16 protein-coding genes are annotated in these 16,958 nt (G+C 29.3%); 7 read left to right on the forward strand and 9 right to left on the reverse strand.

Translation table 11 applies throughout. The annotated features are described in order from the left end of the window. The first annotated feature begins 78 nt into the window (after window positions 1–78). Window positions 79–876 carry an ABC transporter ATP-binding protein gene (locus ACTT9L_RS03150; RefSeq protein ID WP_440927896.1) on the forward strand — a complete coding sequence of 266 codons (798 nt, stop codon included), beginning with the start codon at window positions 79–81 and terminating at the stop codon, window positions 874–876. Beyond that, window positions 877–2,802: an ABC transporter permease subunit gene (locus tag ACTT9L_RS03155; RefSeq protein WP_440927897.1), complete on the forward strand. Its 1,926-nt coding sequence runs from the start codon at window positions 877–879 to the stop codon at window positions 2,800–2,802. On the opposite strand, the gene ACTT9L_RS03160 is transcribed toward ACTT9L_RS03155, so the two are convergent. Further along, the gene (locus tag ACTT9L_RS03160; protein ID WP_440927898.1) at window positions 2,803–3,678 is read right to left on the reverse strand and encodes a hypothetical protein; all 876 of its coding nucleotides are present in this window, start codon (window positions 3,676–3,678) and stop codon (window positions 2,803–2,805) included. It abuts the gene before it with no gap. A 29-nt stretch (window positions 3,679–3,707) separates the two neighbouring features. Between ACTT9L_RS03160 and ACTT9L_RS03165 the strand changes: the two genes are divergently transcribed. Then, window positions 3,708–4,712: an Ldh family oxidoreductase gene (locus tag ACTT9L_RS03165; protein WP_440927899.1), complete on the forward strand. Its 1,005-nt coding sequence runs from the start codon at window positions 3,708–3,710 to the stop codon at window positions 4,710–4,712. On the opposite strand, the gene ACTT9L_RS03170 is transcribed toward ACTT9L_RS03165, so the two are convergent. Further along, window positions 4,701–4,898 carry a hypothetical protein gene (locus ACTT9L_RS03170; protein ID WP_440927900.1) on the reverse strand — a complete coding sequence of 66 codons (198 nt, stop codon included), beginning with the start codon at window positions 4,896–4,898 and terminating at the stop codon, window positions 4,701–4,703. The genes ACTT9L_RS03165 and ACTT9L_RS03170 overlap by 12 nt on opposite strands. Window positions 4,899–5,002: 104 nt before the next feature. On the opposite strand from ACTT9L_RS03170, the gene ACTT9L_RS03175 reads away from it, so the two are divergent. Continuing rightward, entirely contained in the window at window positions 5,003–5,962 is a 960-nt protein-coding gene (locus ACTT9L_RS03175; RefSeq protein ID WP_440927901.1) for a MarR family transcriptional regulator, read from the forward strand. Here the strand turns inward: ACTT9L_RS03175 and ACTT9L_RS03180 are convergent. Continuing rightward, a complete protein-coding gene (locus ACTT9L_RS03180) occupies window positions 5,959–6,810 on the reverse strand; it encodes a bile acid:sodium symporter family protein (RefSeq protein ID WP_440927902.1) in 852 nt (283 codons plus the stop codon). The genes ACTT9L_RS03175 and ACTT9L_RS03180 overlap by 4 nt on opposite strands. Window positions 6,811–6,910: 100 nt before the next feature. Here ACTT9L_RS03180 and ACTT9L_RS03185 point away from each other — a divergent pair, with 100 nt between their 5' ends. The 3 genes from ACTT9L_RS03185 to ACTT9L_RS03195 are packed head-to-tail and all read left to right on the forward strand — an operon-like array spanning window position 6,911 to window position 9,551. After that, window positions 6,911–7,822 carry a bifunctional enoyl-CoA hydratase/phosphate acetyltransferase gene (locus ACTT9L_RS03185; RefSeq protein ID WP_440927903.1) on the forward strand — a complete coding sequence of 304 codons (912 nt, stop codon included), beginning with the start codon at window positions 6,911–6,913 and terminating at the stop codon, window positions 7,820–7,822. A 59-nt stretch (window positions 7,823–7,881) separates the two neighbouring features. Next, complete coding sequence (hisD, locus tag ACTT9L_RS03190; protein ID WP_440927904.1) at window positions 7,882–9,168, forward strand: histidinol dehydrogenase; 1,287 nt, start codon at window positions 7,882–7,884, stop codon at window positions 9,166–9,168. Window positions 9,169–9,185: 17 nt separating this feature from the next. Next, complete coding sequence (locus ACTT9L_RS03195) at window positions 9,186–9,551, forward strand: rhodanese-like domain-containing protein (protein WP_440927905.1); 366 nt, start codon at window positions 9,186–9,188, stop codon at window positions 9,549–9,551. On the opposite strand, the gene ACTT9L_RS03200 is transcribed toward ACTT9L_RS03195, so the two are convergent. From ACTT9L_RS03200 to ACTT9L_RS03225, 6 genes are all read right to left on the reverse strand, one after another. After that, complete coding sequence (locus ACTT9L_RS03200) at window positions 9,548–10,810, reverse strand: MGH1-like glycoside hydrolase domain-containing protein (RefSeq protein ID WP_440927906.1); 1,263 nt, start codon at window positions 10,808–10,810, stop codon at window positions 9,548–9,550. The two genes, ACTT9L_RS03195 and ACTT9L_RS03200, sit on opposite strands and share 4 nt — an antisense overlap. Beyond that, the gene (locus ACTT9L_RS03205; protein WP_440927907.1) at window positions 10,810–12,003 is read right to left on the reverse strand and encodes a carbohydrate ABC transporter permease; all 1,194 of its coding nucleotides are present in this window, start codon (window positions 12,001–12,003) and stop codon (window positions 10,810–10,812) included. Before ACTT9L_RS03205 ends, ACTT9L_RS03200 begins: the two co-directional genes overlap by 1 nt. Beyond that, entirely contained in the window at window positions 11,993–13,252 is a 1,260-nt protein-coding gene (locus ACTT9L_RS03210; protein WP_440927908.1) for a carbohydrate ABC transporter permease, read from the reverse strand. The genes ACTT9L_RS03205 and ACTT9L_RS03210 overlap by 11 nt, the downstream gene beginning before the upstream one ends. Before the next feature lie 47 nt (window positions 13,253–13,299). Next, a complete protein-coding gene (locus ACTT9L_RS03215) occupies window positions 13,300–14,631 on the reverse strand; it encodes an ABC transporter substrate-binding protein (RefSeq protein ID WP_440927909.1) in 1,332 nt (443 codons plus the stop codon). 143 nt (window positions 14,632–14,774) lie between these two features. Next, a complete protein-coding gene (locus ACTT9L_RS03220) occupies window positions 14,775–15,830 on the reverse strand; it encodes an ABC transporter ATP-binding protein (RefSeq protein WP_440927910.1) in 1,056 nt (351 codons plus the stop codon). A 1-nt stretch (window position 15,831) separates the two neighbouring features. After that, window positions 15,832–16,947 carry an ester cyclase gene (locus tag ACTT9L_RS03225; protein WP_440927911.1) on the reverse strand — a complete coding sequence of 372 codons (1,116 nt, stop codon included), beginning with the start codon at window positions 16,945–16,947 and terminating at the stop codon, window positions 15,832–15,834. Window positions 16,948–16,958: the final 11 nt, after the last annotated feature.

Raw genomic sequence — 16,958 nt, forward strand, 5'->3', positions numbered from 1 at the left:
AAGGTTTAAAACTTTTAATAGGCACTAATTTAATAATTGGTGCCTATTTTTTTTTAAAATTTCTAATATAAGACAGTTATGAGTGATCTGATTTCTCAAAATCTAAACATGATTTTTAAAACTCCAAAAGGAGAAACTGTTCATGCTTTAAAGGATGTAAGTTTTACCTTAAAACAAGGAGAGTTACTTACAGTGCTTGGTCCCTCTGGTTGTGGAAAAACAACTTTATTAAATATTACTGCAGGATTTTTAAGACCTACCTCAGGAAAAATAACTCTTAACAATAACGAAATTGATGGTCCTGGTGTTGAACGAGGAATGGTTTTTCAACAAGGTGCTTTATTTGAATGGTTAACGGTAGCTGAGAATGTAAATTTCGGGCTTAGGATGAAAAAAGAAGATCCTGAAGTTACAGCAAAGAAAGTTGATGAATGGTTAGATATAGTTGGACTTAAAGGTTTTGGTAACACACCTACTTATCAATTATCTGGAGGTATGCAGCAAAGAGTTGCGCTAGCAAGGTGTCTAATAAATGATCCTGATTTAATTTTAATGGATGAGCCATTAGGTGCATTAGATGCATTAACAAGAGAAAAAATGCAGTCTTTAGTTTTAAAAATTTGGAAAGAAACAGGAAAAACAATAATATTAATTACACACTCTGTTGAAGAAGCATTGTTACTTGGAGAAAGATTATATGTAATGGCACCAAGACCAGGGCGTATACATAAAGAGTACAATCTTCCTTTTGCAGAAATGGGTCTTACACAAGACTTAAGAGAAATAAAAAAAAACAAAGAGTTTTCATCTACAAGAGAAGAAATTTTATCCATGATTTGGAATATGGAGGAAGAAATAATGGGGAAAGAAAATTAAATGTTAACCCAATTTGTAACCATCTTAATATTTGTGGCTGTAATTGGATGTATTCTTTATGGAAGAAGATTAATTAGAACTGAAAAGGTTGATGCCGTCTTTGGTAATCCGGAAAGAGCTAAAGGTGGAACACACTGGGTAATTGTCGGTAGTAGTGCAATATTGATGCTATGGCTTTATTATTCATGGGATATAGCAAAAGGTTTTTATCCAAAATCAGCAAATGAATTATGCCAAGTAGCTAAAATTAACGAGTCGTTATTAGGATTAAAATACCAATTTCCTATTCAAGAAAGAGAATTCAAAAGCACATCAATTATAAAAATTGAAAATAAGAACCTTAAAAAAATTACTAATGAAATAAATGGATCTCCAGATTTAAATGATCAGCAAAAAACAATTCTAGTAAGCTATATTGATAGAACATCTAAATTAATTCCTTTCTTAACTAGTGAAGAGCTTATGGAAATGGAAACTAAAATTAAAATTAAAGAAATGACAGAGGAAATAAAACTTTTGAGTTTAAATTTCCAAAAGAAAGATTATCCTTTTGAAACTGATGCTGAAAAAAATGAAAGACAAAAACTTATTAATGAACAAGGTGGTTGGGGAATTACAACAATAGATTCTGGGAGTGGTTCTATAGAAAACACAATAGAAATACCAACTGTACCTCAAACGAATAAAGGTTTAAAATTTCATGCTGCTGCAGCAGAACTAAAAAAAATTGACGACAAATTTTTTAAATTAAAAAACCATAACCCACAGTTCAAAAGTGCAATCGAAAAACTTAAAGATGATATTAAAGCTTACAGAAAAGGATTAGATGATAGTGAGGAAATAGCATCTGACTATGCAAAAAATATTGTTAAAATTGCAAGAAGAATTGAGTTTGCAAGCATCTATCCTCCTAATGCATTAAATGAAATGCAAGCAGCAATAATAGAGTTTGATGAATTACAAAATAAAGAGCAAGGTGGATTAAGATTAATAGATATTCTTTTATTCCCAGCTGGTACAATAGTCGCAAGTGGACCTACATGTTCAGAACAGGGTTCAGGAAGATGGCTACCAAAACCATCTGATACGTTTAATAAATTCATACTGATGTCAAAACCAAGTGTTGGCTACAAAAATATTCCACTTTTATGGATTGAGATGGTTGATGTAAGTAGAATGATTGGATTTATTTTACCAGATTGGATAGCAGATATATTACCTGGAGAATATCCAGTGCATACAAAAGATGGAATTGTAAAAGAAAACTTTAAAAGTAACGTTTTAAAAGTTGTTACTGGTGAATTTAAATTATTTAAAGTGCCTGTTCCATATGGACACATATGGGATTCATTCTTAAGAGTATTTTTAGGTTTAGTATTTGGAATTCTTATTGGGGTCCCATTGGGGTTATTTATGGGTTTAAATCGATTTGCTAAAGGCTTCTTTGATCCTTTAATCGAATTATACAGACCTGTTCCACCTTTAGCTTGGGCGCCATTGATTATTTCAGTTCTTGGAATAGATAATACGGGTAAAATATTTTTATTATTCATGGTCTCACTTTCAATTATGATTATTTCTGCAAGAGCTGGTGCATCAGGAACACAACTTTCAAAAATCCATGCAGCACACTCACTAGGAGCTACTAAAAAACAAATTTTAAGATATGTTATTTTCCCTAATTCACTACCTGAAATTCTAACAGGAATTAGAGTAGCTGTTGGTATGTGTTGGGGAACACTTGTTGCTGCAGAATTTTTAGCAGGTACAACAGGTATTGGTTTTGTTGAAAATGTTGCAAAAAAATATTTCCAATATGAAGTGATTTGGATAACAATATTTATTATGGGTCTTCTAGGTCTTTTATTTGATATTACATTAAGAAAAATAATCGACAAAACAATACCTTGGCGTGGCAAAGGATAATCAGTCAAACCAATTTTTATATTTATCAAGATTATTTATCAGATATTTGGGTAAAGAGGATTTCTCTATTTTTTCCAATTTAGTACGGTTAAATTTCTCATTGGATTCTTTTTTTGCTTTATGATTATAGTTTACATATTTATTTTTAATACTTTCTTGAATTTTAATCATTGAATGTCCTTGGGTTTCATACTCTGCATGATTTTCATCATTTAAGTACTTTCTCTCAAGCTCCTCTATTGTTTTCAAATTTGAAAAATGCCATCCACCATTTTTAATTAAATTTACGCTTTGATGTTTTATATCTGAAAAAAAGGTATCAAACCTATAAAAAGGATATTTTTTATTTTTGGAATGTCTTAATAAATCTATATTTTTTAAATTTTTTATCTTGCATGCTTTGGAGCCATACCAATCCAGATATGGTAATCCTAGATTAAATTTATAATAAAATAATTTTTGATTAAACATTATTATTTTTTCTTTATTAGATTTAAAATCAAAGTTATCTAATTTTGGAATTTCATCATTATCGCTATAAATAATGTAATCATGAGGAGAAAAATTTTTTAAAGTTTTCATAATAAAATTTCTTTGATGCTTAATTCTAGAAACGCTATTTAATCTCAATTCTTTACTGCTGATATTTTCTTTCATTATTATATCTTCAGGCTGATTATCAACTATTAAATGTATAATTTTATCCTCAAATTTTGGATAATCTTTTTTATTGAAATTAATTTCTTTTTTTTTTCCACTATGAGTAAATCTTGCCTCACAAACTATAAATTTATCAATATAAGGATCTAGAATATTAAATCTAAGATCCATCATCATTTTCTCCTCAAAATAAGTTGTTGAGTCTATTATTTTCATATAAGAACATTTTAACATAATTATTTTTTATGAAACAACAGAATTTAAAAAAATTAATCATAAAAATTTTTACAAAACACTCTCTTTCAAGAAAAGACTCAGAAATATGTGCTGAAGCATTACTAAATGCAGAATTAGTTGGTGCTTATGGTCATGGTTTATCTAGGATCAAAATGTATTGTGAAAGAATTTCGAGAAAATTAATTAATCCAAAACCAAAAATAAAAGTTAAAAAAATTTCACGCTCAATTTCACACATAGATGCGAATAATAGTATTGGTTTTGTTGCAGCTGATCTAGCAATTAAAACTGCAATTAAACACGCACAAAAAACTGGAATAGGAATGGTGGCAGTCAAAAACAGTGGTCACTATGGTTTATCAGGTTATTACGCAGAACAAGCGGTAAAGAAAAATTTAATTACAATCATCTATACAAATGCTCCACCTGCAGTTGCTCCACATGGTGCATTAAAAACTTTGTTTGGAACAAATCCAATTTGTTTTGGATCTCCTACTGGTACTAAAATTCCATTTATTTTTGATACGTCAATTTCAATGATTAATAGAGGAAAAATAAGAGTTGCAGCAAGAAACAATCAATCAATTCCTGCAGGAGTTGCTTTAGATAAATTTGGTAAACCAACTACAGATGCTAAAAAAGCATTAGCTGGAGTTCAATTACCAATTGCAGGTTTTAGAGGCTCAGGACTTGCTTGGATGGTAGATATATTAAGTGGAGTTTTAACTGGAGGAAACCACGCAGGAAGAGTTAAAGATCCATTTGATGATTTTTCAGGTCCACAAAATATTGGGCATTTATTTATTACTTTTAAAGCAAATTTATTTCAAAAAAATTACAACCAACGAATTAAAGATAATATTAAAACAATAAAAAAACTTCCTAAGATAAAAGGTGTTAAGGAAATAATGTATCCAGGACAAAATAAATATGCCCGGTATAAAAATAACTCAAAAAAAGAAATTTCTATACCGGATATAATAAAGAAAGATTTGGAAACCTTAATAAGTTAACATCGTTAGAGCACCCAAAGAAACGATAACAGATGATAAAATTATTGTTCGTTTAACTTTTTCCTTCTTTTTTTCTTCTAGAAGTCTTTGCTTTAGAACATCCACGTTAACTCTTTTTGGAGTTTCAACATATTGAGAAGGGGTCTCTATAATTTCAGATGTTCTATTTAAGCTTTCTGTACTCATTAACATAAATAAACATAAATTTAGTTTTTTTTAAATAGATCTATTTGTCCAAAATGGGTTGACTCGTTATTCGATATTGTTCATATTGGGTTTTTTTAAAAATCATGAGCACTTTACCTAGTATATCCGACCACATTAATGAGAAAATTATTAATAAAGTAATTGAAGATAACTTTGCCGCACTAGCACCCTTTTATTTTACTTTAACAAGTAACTGGTTCGTCAGAGCCTATGATCATTGGAAAGACATAGATAAGTTCGTCATAATTATATATTTGATTCATCAAGATCTTATATATTTCAGGCAAAATGGCTTAAAAATTAACTACGAAACGTTTTACGAAAAAAAATCAATTGAGATTGATAAAATTAATATTTCAGATATCTCAAAAGATTTAGGAATTCCGAAAGAAAGCATTAGACGAAAAGTTTTAGAATTAGAAAAACAAAAAGTAATTAAAAGAGTTGGTAAGAAAATTTATATTGTTAGAGATACCCTGTACTCAGCTAAAGCAGTCGACACTCTTACAGAGGTTGTAAATATCTTACATGAATTTAATAAAATTTTAAAAAAGGAAAAATTAGTAAATAAAGTTTATTCTGTTAAAGAAATAATATTAGCAATAAAAGAAAATTTTTCTTATTGCTTGTATCAGTTTAATAAATTTTGGTTTATTTATATTAATAGATGGAGAAATGAGCTTAAAGATTTAGAAACCTTAGGTATTGGTATGGTTGTAGTAATTAACGCAGTCAAAAATAAAGATTTTACTCCAAAAAAAAATATGCGTTCATTCCATAAAGAAGTTATGGGTTCTGATAGTAGAGGTGTAAATGCTATGTCAATTTCTGAGATAACAGGTATTCCAAGACCTACTGTTGTTAGAAAATTAAAAAATTTAATTGATAAAAAATATCTTCATATAAATGAAAAAAAATTGATTACATTCAATGCTAAAGATAGTGCCTTTATAACGACTAAGGGAATGGTGAATAAAAATATGATTAGCTTAAGTCATTTTATTTATAAAGTTTTTAATCAAATAAGAATTATAAATTCTTAATTAGATTTTCTTAAAATAAAAATAAAAATAAATCCTGTGATGTACATGATTAATGCATATGCAGCAGTTGGTATTGCGTACAATATATCGGTACCAAATATTTGTGTAGAAACGAATATAGCTAAAGTACCATTTTGTAGTCCACATTCTAATGCTATACACCTCATTTGTTTAATTCCAGAAGTAAAAGCTTTTGCAATGTAGTAAGCAATAACCATCATCGATACATTTAATATTAAAGTTATTAAACCAGCTTGCATTATAAAGCTAATTAAATTTTCTTTTTCTTCGTAAAATGCTGCAAAGAAAAAAATTACAAATAACACAATATTAAGTTTATTAAAAATTCCAACTTTAGATCCTATGAAATTTTCAGCAACTTTTCTGATAATCATTCCTAAAATTACAGGAACCGTTACAACTAAAAACATTTTTAGTGCTATTCCTGTCATTGAAATATTTTGTGAAATTTCTGTTATTCCAAGTAAACCTGCAGATGTAAAAATTATCAACGGAACTGTAATTATACTTAATAAACTAATTATAGCAGTTAAAGATATTGATAATGCAACATCTCCATCAGCAAATTTTGTCATAATATTAGATGTAACACCTCCTGGAGCAGCAGCTATAATCATAACCCCTATTGCTATTTCTGGAGGTGCCCTAAAAATTAAAATTAATACGTATGCTACAATTGGAAGAATTATTAATTGAGAAATAAAACCAACAATAAAATCTTTTGGTGTTTTTAATACTCTTCCAAAATCTTCTAGTTTTAATCCAAGGCCTAAGCCCAACATTATCAAAGCCAAAATAATTGGCGCTATTTTTGTTACAATCTCCAAAGTGTTGCCCTCTTAATATCTAGATTATAACTTTTTACATAATTTGTTTACACGATTTTTTTCTATATACATGTTGAGTTTTTTGACTTATTTAAGGAAAATGCTTTCAAACAAAGAAATAATCTGCCCAAATAACTTGTTAGATTTAGCCCATAAAAAAAAGGGAGTTAAAGTTGCAGTTGTGAATGCTGGTAAACCTTTGCCCATGTTATCAGTTCAAGACGCAGTTAATGAAGGTTTAATTGAGCCAATATTTATAGGTCATGAAGTTGAAATACAAAAATGTGCTGAAGATATAAAATGGGATATTTCTAAATATGAACTTATCCATGAGCCTGTAGAAAATGAAACTGCTAAAATTTCAGCTAAATTAGCAAGTGAAGGTAAGGTGCAAATAATAGTTAAAGGACATATTCATACAGATGTTTTAATGAAAGAAGTTTTAAAACGTGAATATAATTTGCTAGGTAAAACAAGGCTCAGTCATATTTGGCATATGACCCTTGATAAAGACGACAAACCATTAATTATTACAGATGGAGCATTAAATGTTTTGCCAAATTTGAAAACAAAAATGCATATTTTAAAAAATGTTATTAATTTTTCAAATAGAATAGGAATAGAAAGACCCAAAATATCTGTATTGTCTGCAACTGAAGAAGTTTTAGAAAGTGTACCAAGTTCGATTGAAGCTGCAGAAATTACTAAATTAGCTGAAAAAGAAAATTTAAATGCTGATGTTTTTGGTCCATTGGCATTTGATAATAGTATTTCAAAAAAGTCAGCAGCGATTAAAGGAATTAAAAACTTAGTTGCTGGAGAAGCAGATGTATTGTTGGTACCAAGTGTTGAGACTGGAAATGCATTGGTAAAAATGCTTATTTATTTCAGTGGTGCATGTGCCGCAGGAGTAGTTGTTGGAGGGAAAGTGCCTGTGGTAATAACAAGTAGATCAGATGAAGCACAAGCAAGACTAGCATCGATTGCTGCTGCTGTGGTTGCTTTAGACTAAATGTTTCATTGAAATTTAAAAAAATTTCATTTAAATAAACTTAATTTTAAAGGAGAAAAATGGCTATAACATATCTAAAAAGATCACCTAAAACTTCCTCTACAGATGATACTAAGACGCGAGAAATAGTTGAAAATATTTTAAAAGATATTGAAAAAACCAAAGAAGAGGGATGTAAAGAACTTTCAAAAAAATTTGACAAATATGAAGGTGATGTAATTATTTCTAAAGAAAAAATTGAGGAGATTAAAAAAAACTTAGATCAAAAAACTAAAGATGATATTCAATTTTCCCATGAAAGAGTGAGGAAATTTGCTGAAGCACAATTAAAAAATTACGGTCAAGATTTTGAAGTTGAATTATCCGATGGTCTGTTTGCAGGTCAAAAATTAATTCCGGTAAATACTGCTGGTTGTTATGTCCCAGCTGGTAGGTATGCTCATATAGCATCTGCAGTTATGAGCGTTACAACAGCCAAAGTAGCAGGAGTTAAAAATATAATAGTCTGTAGCTCACCTAAACCTGGTGTTGGTGTGCATCCATCAATTGTTTATACGGCAGATTTATGTGGCGCTGATGTAATTATGAATTTAGGTGGTGTTCAAGCTATTGCAGCAATGACTAACGGATTATTTGGAAATGCACCCGCAGATATTTTAGTTGGACCAGGAAATCAATTTGTTGCTGAAGCAAAAAGACTTTTATTTGGTAAAGTTGGTATCGATTTATTTGCAGGACCAACAGAAATTGCAGTAATTGCAGATGAGACAGCTGATCCTGAAATGGTTGCCTACGATCTTGTTGGACAAGCTGAGCATGGTTACAATTCTCCTGCATGGTTATTTACAAAAAGCAAAAAAATTGCTGATTATGTATTGCAAAGGGTTCCTGAATTGATCGAAGATCTTCCAGATTTACCTAGAGAAAATTCTGGTGCAGCATGGAGAGATTATGGAGAAGTAATATTATGCGATACTGATGAGGAAATTGCAAAGGTAAGTGATGATTATGCGCCAGAGCATTTAGAAGTTCAGACAAAAAATTTACAATGGTATCATGATAGACTTAAAAATTATGGCTCTTTATTTATTGGAGAAGAAACAACAGTAGCTTATGGTGATAAATGCTCAGGTACAAATCATATTTTACCAACAAAAGGTGCTGGAAAATATACAGGCGGTTTATTTGTTGGAAAATTTATCAAAACACTTAGCTTCCAAAGAATGAGTAAAGAAGCAACGAAAGAAGTGGGAGCAGCTTGTGCTAGAATTTCTAGATACGAAGGCATGGAAGCTCATGCTCGAACAGGTGATGTTAGATTAAGAAAATACGGCTTTTCAAACTAATTATTAAAGGATTTTATATGAAAAAATTTGATGAGTTAATGAGTGTTGGAAGTGAGATAGAAAATATTTCTGCAGAAGAAGCAAAACAAAAATTAAATGACTCTAATGTCCAATTTATTGACGTAAGAGATAAAGAAAGCTTTTCTAAGGGCACAATAGGAAATGCCATTCATATGGATAGAGGATTACTGGAATTTTATTTAGCAGAAGGAAGTCCTCTAGAAAATGATATTTTTAAAAATAATCCAGATAAAGAATTTGTAGTTTTTTGTGGTGTTGGCGGTCAAGGTACTCTTGCTACTAAAACAATGAAAGATATGGGAGTAAAAAATGTTAAAAATATTTCAGGTGGAATGGCCGAATGGGAAAAAATAAAAGATTAATTTTTATTTAACCTTAAATCTAGATAAAGAGCTGCTGACCACGAAAAATTTTTTGCACCCATCGGTTTACCACTCTTACAGCTAAAATATTCAAAAAAACCTTTTTTTTCTAATAATTGAATAGTTCTCTTTTTTATAAGATTAGAAAAATATTTATCTTTGTTTTTTAATCCTTTGTAAAGAAACCAATTGCAATTAATCCAAACAGGTCCTCGCCAGTATCTTTTTTCCTCAAAGCTTTTGTGATTTGGTTTTATAGATGAAAAGAAATATTTATCTTTAGTATTATGTTTTTTAAGATTTTTAATAAGTTTTTTATTTATTTTATCATTATTCAAATCAGCAAATAGTATAAAATAATTAGTTATCGAAGGAATGAATATTTTTCTATTATTTCTTATATCTTTTGAAAAAAAAGTTTCTTTTTTTTTATCGTATAATTTAAAAAAATTTTTTTCTGTTAATTTTATATAATTGCTAATTTTTGTTTGTTTTAAGTCAAACTTTTCTAGCAACTTTAATAGATCTTTATTTGCTTTTAAAAAGATAGAATTAAAACCAACATCTACTACATTAAAAAAAGACGATTTATAAACTTTTTTTGGATTGTATCTAATTTTTCTTAAGTTATTTTTGATTGTGACATACCTGTCGTAATCAATTTGAAGTGGTCTATAATCTGGATTTACAACCTTATTATCAGCTCTTTTGTATTTTATATTTTTTTCAATTTTTATTTTTTTCATTGGTTCATCCCATATTGGAGAATTATCGTATCCACTCTCCCAAGGATGTAAAATTGATACTAAACCGGTTTTTTTTGGATCTCTAAATTGAATTAACCATTCATGAAATTTTTTAATTTTTTTAATTATTTTTTTTATATTTAAAAGTTGCGATTTGGTAATTTTATTTTTATCTAAAATTTCCTTTATAATTGTTGCTAATATTGGTGGCTGAGTTATTCCAGAAGAATGAATTTTATTACCACAATTCCATGCAGTATAATTTGGATAATAGTTTGTTTTTGTATTATGAAATAAAATGTGTGGAACCATTCCATTCTTCCATTGCCCATCGAGTAATGTGTTAATTTCTTTTAATGCGAAATTTAAGTTAAAATAAGAATATCCTAATGCTATAAAACCGGAGTCCCAATTCCATTGAGCTGGGTAAAGTTTATTATTAGTTGGTAAAGTGTAACCTCTTCTTCTGTTAGCAAGTAAAGTTTTTTTGGCTTTATTAATTGAAATTTTCATTAACCCTTTACACTACCTGCTGTTAGACCGCTTACTAGATACTTTTCGAAATAAACAAATATAAATAATACAGGTAATGTAACAACAACTGATCCTGCCATTAAATATTGTCTAGGTGTTTCGGCATCTCCACTTAAATATTGAATTGCTCTTGATAATGTAAATGAATTTGGATTATCCAAAAACATCAAAGAAAATAGAAACTCATTCCATGCTATCATAAATACATATAGTGCCACAGAAGAAATAGCTGGGATACTTAAAGGAATTATAATTTTTGTAATAATTCCGAACCAACTTAATTTATCTAGTATTGCTGCTTCCTCTAATTCTTTAGGTATGCTTTTAAAATACCCTTGCAACATGTAAATTGCTACAGGAAGAGTTGTTGCTGTATAAACTATCAATAAACCCTCTATTGAATTTCTTAAACCTAATTGACTAAAAATTGTGTAAAGTGGAATTACAAGCACAATTGCTGGAAACATATATATTATAAGTATGGATGTAGACAAAAATGTTTTTCCAAAGAAATTCAATCTTGCAACTGCGTAAGCTGCAGGAATTGCAAAAAGAAGGGTTATAATAACTGTACCCACAGAAACAATTGTACTAGTCAAAATATACTTACCAAATTTATAAGATTTAAAAATAACAAAGTAGGATTTAAATAAATCTTTAATATCTTGCCCAAAGTTAATACTGAAATCTAAAGGATTTACCAACAATGCAATCTGTGTCTTAAAACTTGTTACTAACATCATGTAAAATGGAAATAATATTACAAATGAAAAAAATAAAATTCCAAATAAAGTTAAAAAGTCGAATAAAATTACTTGAGTTGAGTGCTCTTCTTTTAAACCTATAAAACTATATTTGCCAATTTTATAACTAAAGAAATATAATATTAAAAATACTCCCACATTATACCAAATAGGTAATTTTTGAATTAAATAACCATCACAAAAAACAAATACAGTTGAAAAAATTATTGATTTAAATATTGGTTTAATTCTATTAGCTATTCCAAGGTGAGCTAATGATATTAAAAATCCTAAAATGAAAAGTACTTCTATGTTTAAACTTTTGATGCTTAGACCCTGTAACGTAGCTAATATTTTCCAGATTGAAATTAAAAAAATTAAGAAAAAAGTAGAAATTAACGAGTATATAATTGTGTTCTTAATTCTCATCTACCCTCTTTCCTAAAAGTCTGAAATAAAAAAACATAAACATTAAAAGCAATACAACAATTACTATTGAAACAGCCGAGCCCATTCCAATATCTGATATTGCGAAACCTTGTTGATAAACATTTATTGGTAAAGTTCTTGTTCCAGATGCTCCTCCAGTTAATAAAAATACATCCTCAAATTTATTAAAATTCCATATAAATCTAATCATAAAAAGAATTGAAATTACTGCAGTAATTTGAGGAAGTGTAATTTTGAAAAACTTTTGAAAAGGACTAGCACCATCAACATCAGCTGCTTCATATAATTCTTTTGGTATTGCTTGAAGTCTTGCAAGAATAAATAAAAAGGCTAAAGGGAAATACCTCCAAATTTCAAACATTATAACTGTTGTAAGTGCTAATCTTAATTTAAAATCAAAACCAAAAATACCAATTTGAATATATTTTTGTCCAAGTAAATTTATTGGAGTTTCAATAATTTGATAATTCAACAACAAACTATTAAGTGTCCCACTGTTTGGGTCCAATAGTAGTTCCCAAGTGTAAGCCAAAGCAACAACTGGAGCAACGTATGGGAAAAGTAAAACACTTCTCATAAAGGTTCTTCCATAAAATTTTTGGTTAACCATTTGAGCAGTTAAAATACCAAATACAATAGAGCCAACAGTTCCAAAAAATGTATAATAAAAAGTCGTAAGTAGTAAATCTACAAATTCATTCTCAAACAAAACTTTTTTAAAGTTTTTAAGAGTAAAGTTGGTATTAAGTAAAATATTATCCGATTTCCCATCTAGTTTTGGTTTAATAGATTTCAAGCTTTTTTTATCAATTTTTGATCCATCATTTGTTGAAAAAACTACTTGAAAATTTTCCTTATATTTAGCTGGCCAATTGCCAAATTCACATTTTAATGAGGACTTTATATATTCACATCGTGAGTCTAAATTTTCAATTTCAAAATTTTTCGGAAAATTATCTTTAAATGAAACGTCTCTGATTTCTTGAAGTAATGAGCTATTTCTTAATTTATATAATATTTTTATTTTAGAAGGTTCTTCAGAGACAGATTTAACAATTTTTTTTGCTCTTGGTTCTGGAATTCTTATATCTTTTAATTCAACTTCTTTGAAGCTGATCCAAATGTTTGCAAAAATTGGAAAAAGAATTATTGCAAAAACTAAAAGGACTGCAGGTAGAGTTAATATGTATGCAGTTTTTTTTTCTGTATTTGCTAAAGTATCATTCATAAAAAAAGCGGATAATTAATATTATCCGCTTTTTTATTATAATTAAATTATTTGAATTTAGCTAATGAGTCGTTAATCATTTTAACAGCTTCATCAACATCAATTTGATCATCAATATAAAGTCTTGTGATTCTGTTTATAAATTGAGAATTTATGACTTTTGATGCTCTTGATAGTTCACCCTCTTTAACACCCCATCTATTTGCAGTATCTAAACCAGCTACTATATTATTTATAACATCTGGGTCATAAAGATCTGACAAAGGAGCTTTTCTATCAACTCCTACAGGTAATTTACTCCATGCTTTTGTAAATGCCTCAGGGTCACTCGAATTTCCTCTTCTAACAGGAAACTTACCTTCAGGAGCTATTGATAGAGTACTTGCATAACCCTCATCCATAGAGTACATGATAAATTGTTTAGCTTCATCAGTATCAGCATCAGCTGTTATACCAAAGTATCTAACATCTGCCCATGCAGCACCTTTTTTGTTACTAGGCCCACTAAAATTTGTAATGAAGCCAGTTTTAGATGCTAGCTCAGGTGAAGTTGGATCACTGTTAATTGTTGGTGGTGCTGAGTCTCTTAAACCAGCAAGTTCATCCATAATAAATGGAGACCAAATAATCATAGGAGTTTTACCTGCAAAGTAAAGTGCTCTAGATTGTTTCCAGTACAATTCTCCTGGAGGACTTGCTTTAGCAATTACTTTATAAAACTCTAATGCTTCTTTTAGTTTTTTACCTTGTTTCTTGATGCCACCTTTTTTAACAATATTTACACCGTTTGCTAAAAGAACATGCTCTAGTACCTGACTCATAAAATTTTCATCAGTTTTTGTTGCAGCAACAAAACCAAACATACCGTTTTGTTTTGATAATTTTTCAACTGCAGCAACAATGTTTGCATAACTTGTTGGTGGTGCTAAATCTGCATTTTCAAAAAGATCTTTTCTGTAAACAACCATTTGTGTCCATCCATCAACTGGAACAGCTGCTATCTTTGAACCCTTTTTAGCCATGTTAAGAGCACCAGGTGCAAATGTATTTTTACCTAGGTCTTTTACAACGTCGTTATTAGCATCTACATCTAAAATTCCTGCTTCAGCCCATGGTAATACATATTGTAGAGTATGGTAGATCACATCAGGTAAATCACCTGCTGCAGCAGCTGCTGTAGCTCTAGTTCCCAAATCTTTTTCTTCTACTGGGATCACCTCTACTTTAATTCCTGTTTTAGCTTCAAAAGCTTTTGCCATTTCCTCTTGCTTAGCCATTCGGGCAGGCTGAACTTCTGTAGTCCAAAACTTTATGTCTGCGTAAACAATACTTGAAATAAAAAAAGATATTACGCAAAATAGTCTTATTATATTCTTCATTTCCCCTCCTATTTATAAATAAAATTATAATTAATTTAAAAATGTTTCGCAAACTATTCAGCTACTTTTCTAAATCCTATGCTTTTCCTAGTAAATTTACTCAAATATGTTGAAAATTTAAAGTTAGTCAATTGTAAGTTGTACTATGACTTTAATCTATTGCCATTTTCATCAAAAATGAATAAGTCACTCAAATCAAATCCAATTTTATTTCCAATTTCTATATTACTTGGGACTTTGGCACTTAATTGATGCTCACTCTTTTTCATATAAGCAATTTTTTCATTACCTAAATTTTCTATTAACTCTATCTCAGGATTAAAACTGAACTGATTTTCTTGATTTGCTTTTAAGTGTTCAGGTCTGATACCTACAAAATGTTTTGATTTATTTAATTTTAATTGATCAAACTGAATATTGTTCTCTAATATCTTAATTGTATTTTCAGAGATGATGTTTTGTTCACTTACTTCTAATATATTCATCTTTGGTGTTCCAATAAATTGAGCTACAAAAATATTTGCAGGGTCATTATAAATTTCCTCTGGAGTTCCAACCTGTTCAATATTACCTTGATTTAAAATAACTATTCTGTCAGCTAAAGTCATAGCTTCAACCTGATCATGAGTAACATATATCATGTTAGTTTTTATTTGATTGTGTAATTTTGATATTTCCACTCTCATTTCAGCCCTTAAAGCAGCATCCAAATTTGATAATGGTTCATCGAATAAGAATATTTTTGGATTTCTTGTGATAGCTCTTCCTATTGCCACCCTTTGTCTTTGACCTCCAGACAATTGTTTTGGTTTCCTCTCAAGAAGTTCTTCAATTTTTAGAATTTTTGCAGCTTGCATCACTTTTGTGTTAATTTCCTCTTTTGGTCTTTTTTCAATTTTTAAACCGAACGACATATTTTCATAAACATTCATGTGAGGATAAAGAGCGTAAGATTGAAAAACCATTGCAGTTTGACGTTTCGAAGGATGAAGTTCATTAATTTTTTGATCGTTAATAAAAATTTCACCTTCATCAATTTTTTCTAATCCAGCAATCATTCTTAATAATGTTGATTTTCCACATCCTGATGGTCCTACTAAAACAAGAAATTCGTCTTCTTTTCCTATGAGATTAAAATCAGTAATAATTTTATTTGAACCAAAAGATTTATGTACACCTGTAAATTTTATATTTGCCATTTTATTCTTTTATATTTTCTAAAATATCTACTCCAATCTGTTTTAGTACATGAATTATATCAATTGGTACCCAGTTTTCACGAATTTTTCCTTCATCATGATGATAAAAATCCATAACTCTCATAGTTACTTTTTGATTTTCAGATTTATAACCTAGCCAATCTTCAGTTCCATATGTAGCATGAATACTATTCCAGCCTGCAGTTAAAGAAAATTTTCCATCTCCTAATTCACAATAGTGACCTAGTTTCCAATAATTTCTTACTTTAAATGTTTTTCTAAAGGGTAATTGATGATTATCAACAAACCCTTCTAAATTTCTCGCTGTTCCAATTCCACTTGGTCCATACCATACCATTTTATCATGCCAATAATCATTTTGAGGATGATTAATCAATCTTTCCTTAAGATCTTTATCAGAAGAAACTTCCAATTCAGGTTTTATATTTAAACTTCTCTGCATAATAAGTGATTGTTCTAAACTAGCTTTCGAAACTTGCATATCTTTTTCAAAAAAATTTACACCATCTGTATTAATTGGGTTCAACCAATTACCTTCAGAACCTCTCGAGGTCTTTAATGGATTTAATCCAATTTGGATTAAGAGATCTATTAAATCAATCAAAATATAGCTCTCAATAATTTTATTATTCTTAAGTTCATGAATTTCACAGCATTTTAGATTTACCATTTTCATATTTGGTTTGATGCCTAACCAAGTTTTTTTGAAAACTCCTGATAAAGTTGAGATTGTTCCAACTTGAATTTTGTCTCTAAAGGCTCCACTTATTACTAGCTGTTCTCTTCTTTCAATGTCAGGAAATGAATTAAATAAAGGTTTCCAGAACCTTTCCTTAAATTCATCTATTCCAATAAATTCATTTAATGGATAAAAACAATTAATATTAACATCGTTAGAGAACGCATTTTGAAGATTTTGATCAAGCTTAGAGATACCTTCTTTTACTATTGTGCCTAAATATTTTCTAACAACCTGTTTATAATTATAATTTTCCTCAGGAGTTATAACTATTTTTTCTACTTTCCCCTGACCCTTAAGACCTGTATCAAATTGTTCAATTTGCATAAATTTTTTGTTAGATAAATTTAGTATCACAAAATATACTT

Origin of the sequence: Candidatus Pelagibacter sp. (assembly GCF_052049675.1) — a bacterium.
Lineage (GTDB): Bacteria > Pseudomonadota > Alphaproteobacteria > Pelagibacterales > Pelagibacteraceae > Pelagibacter.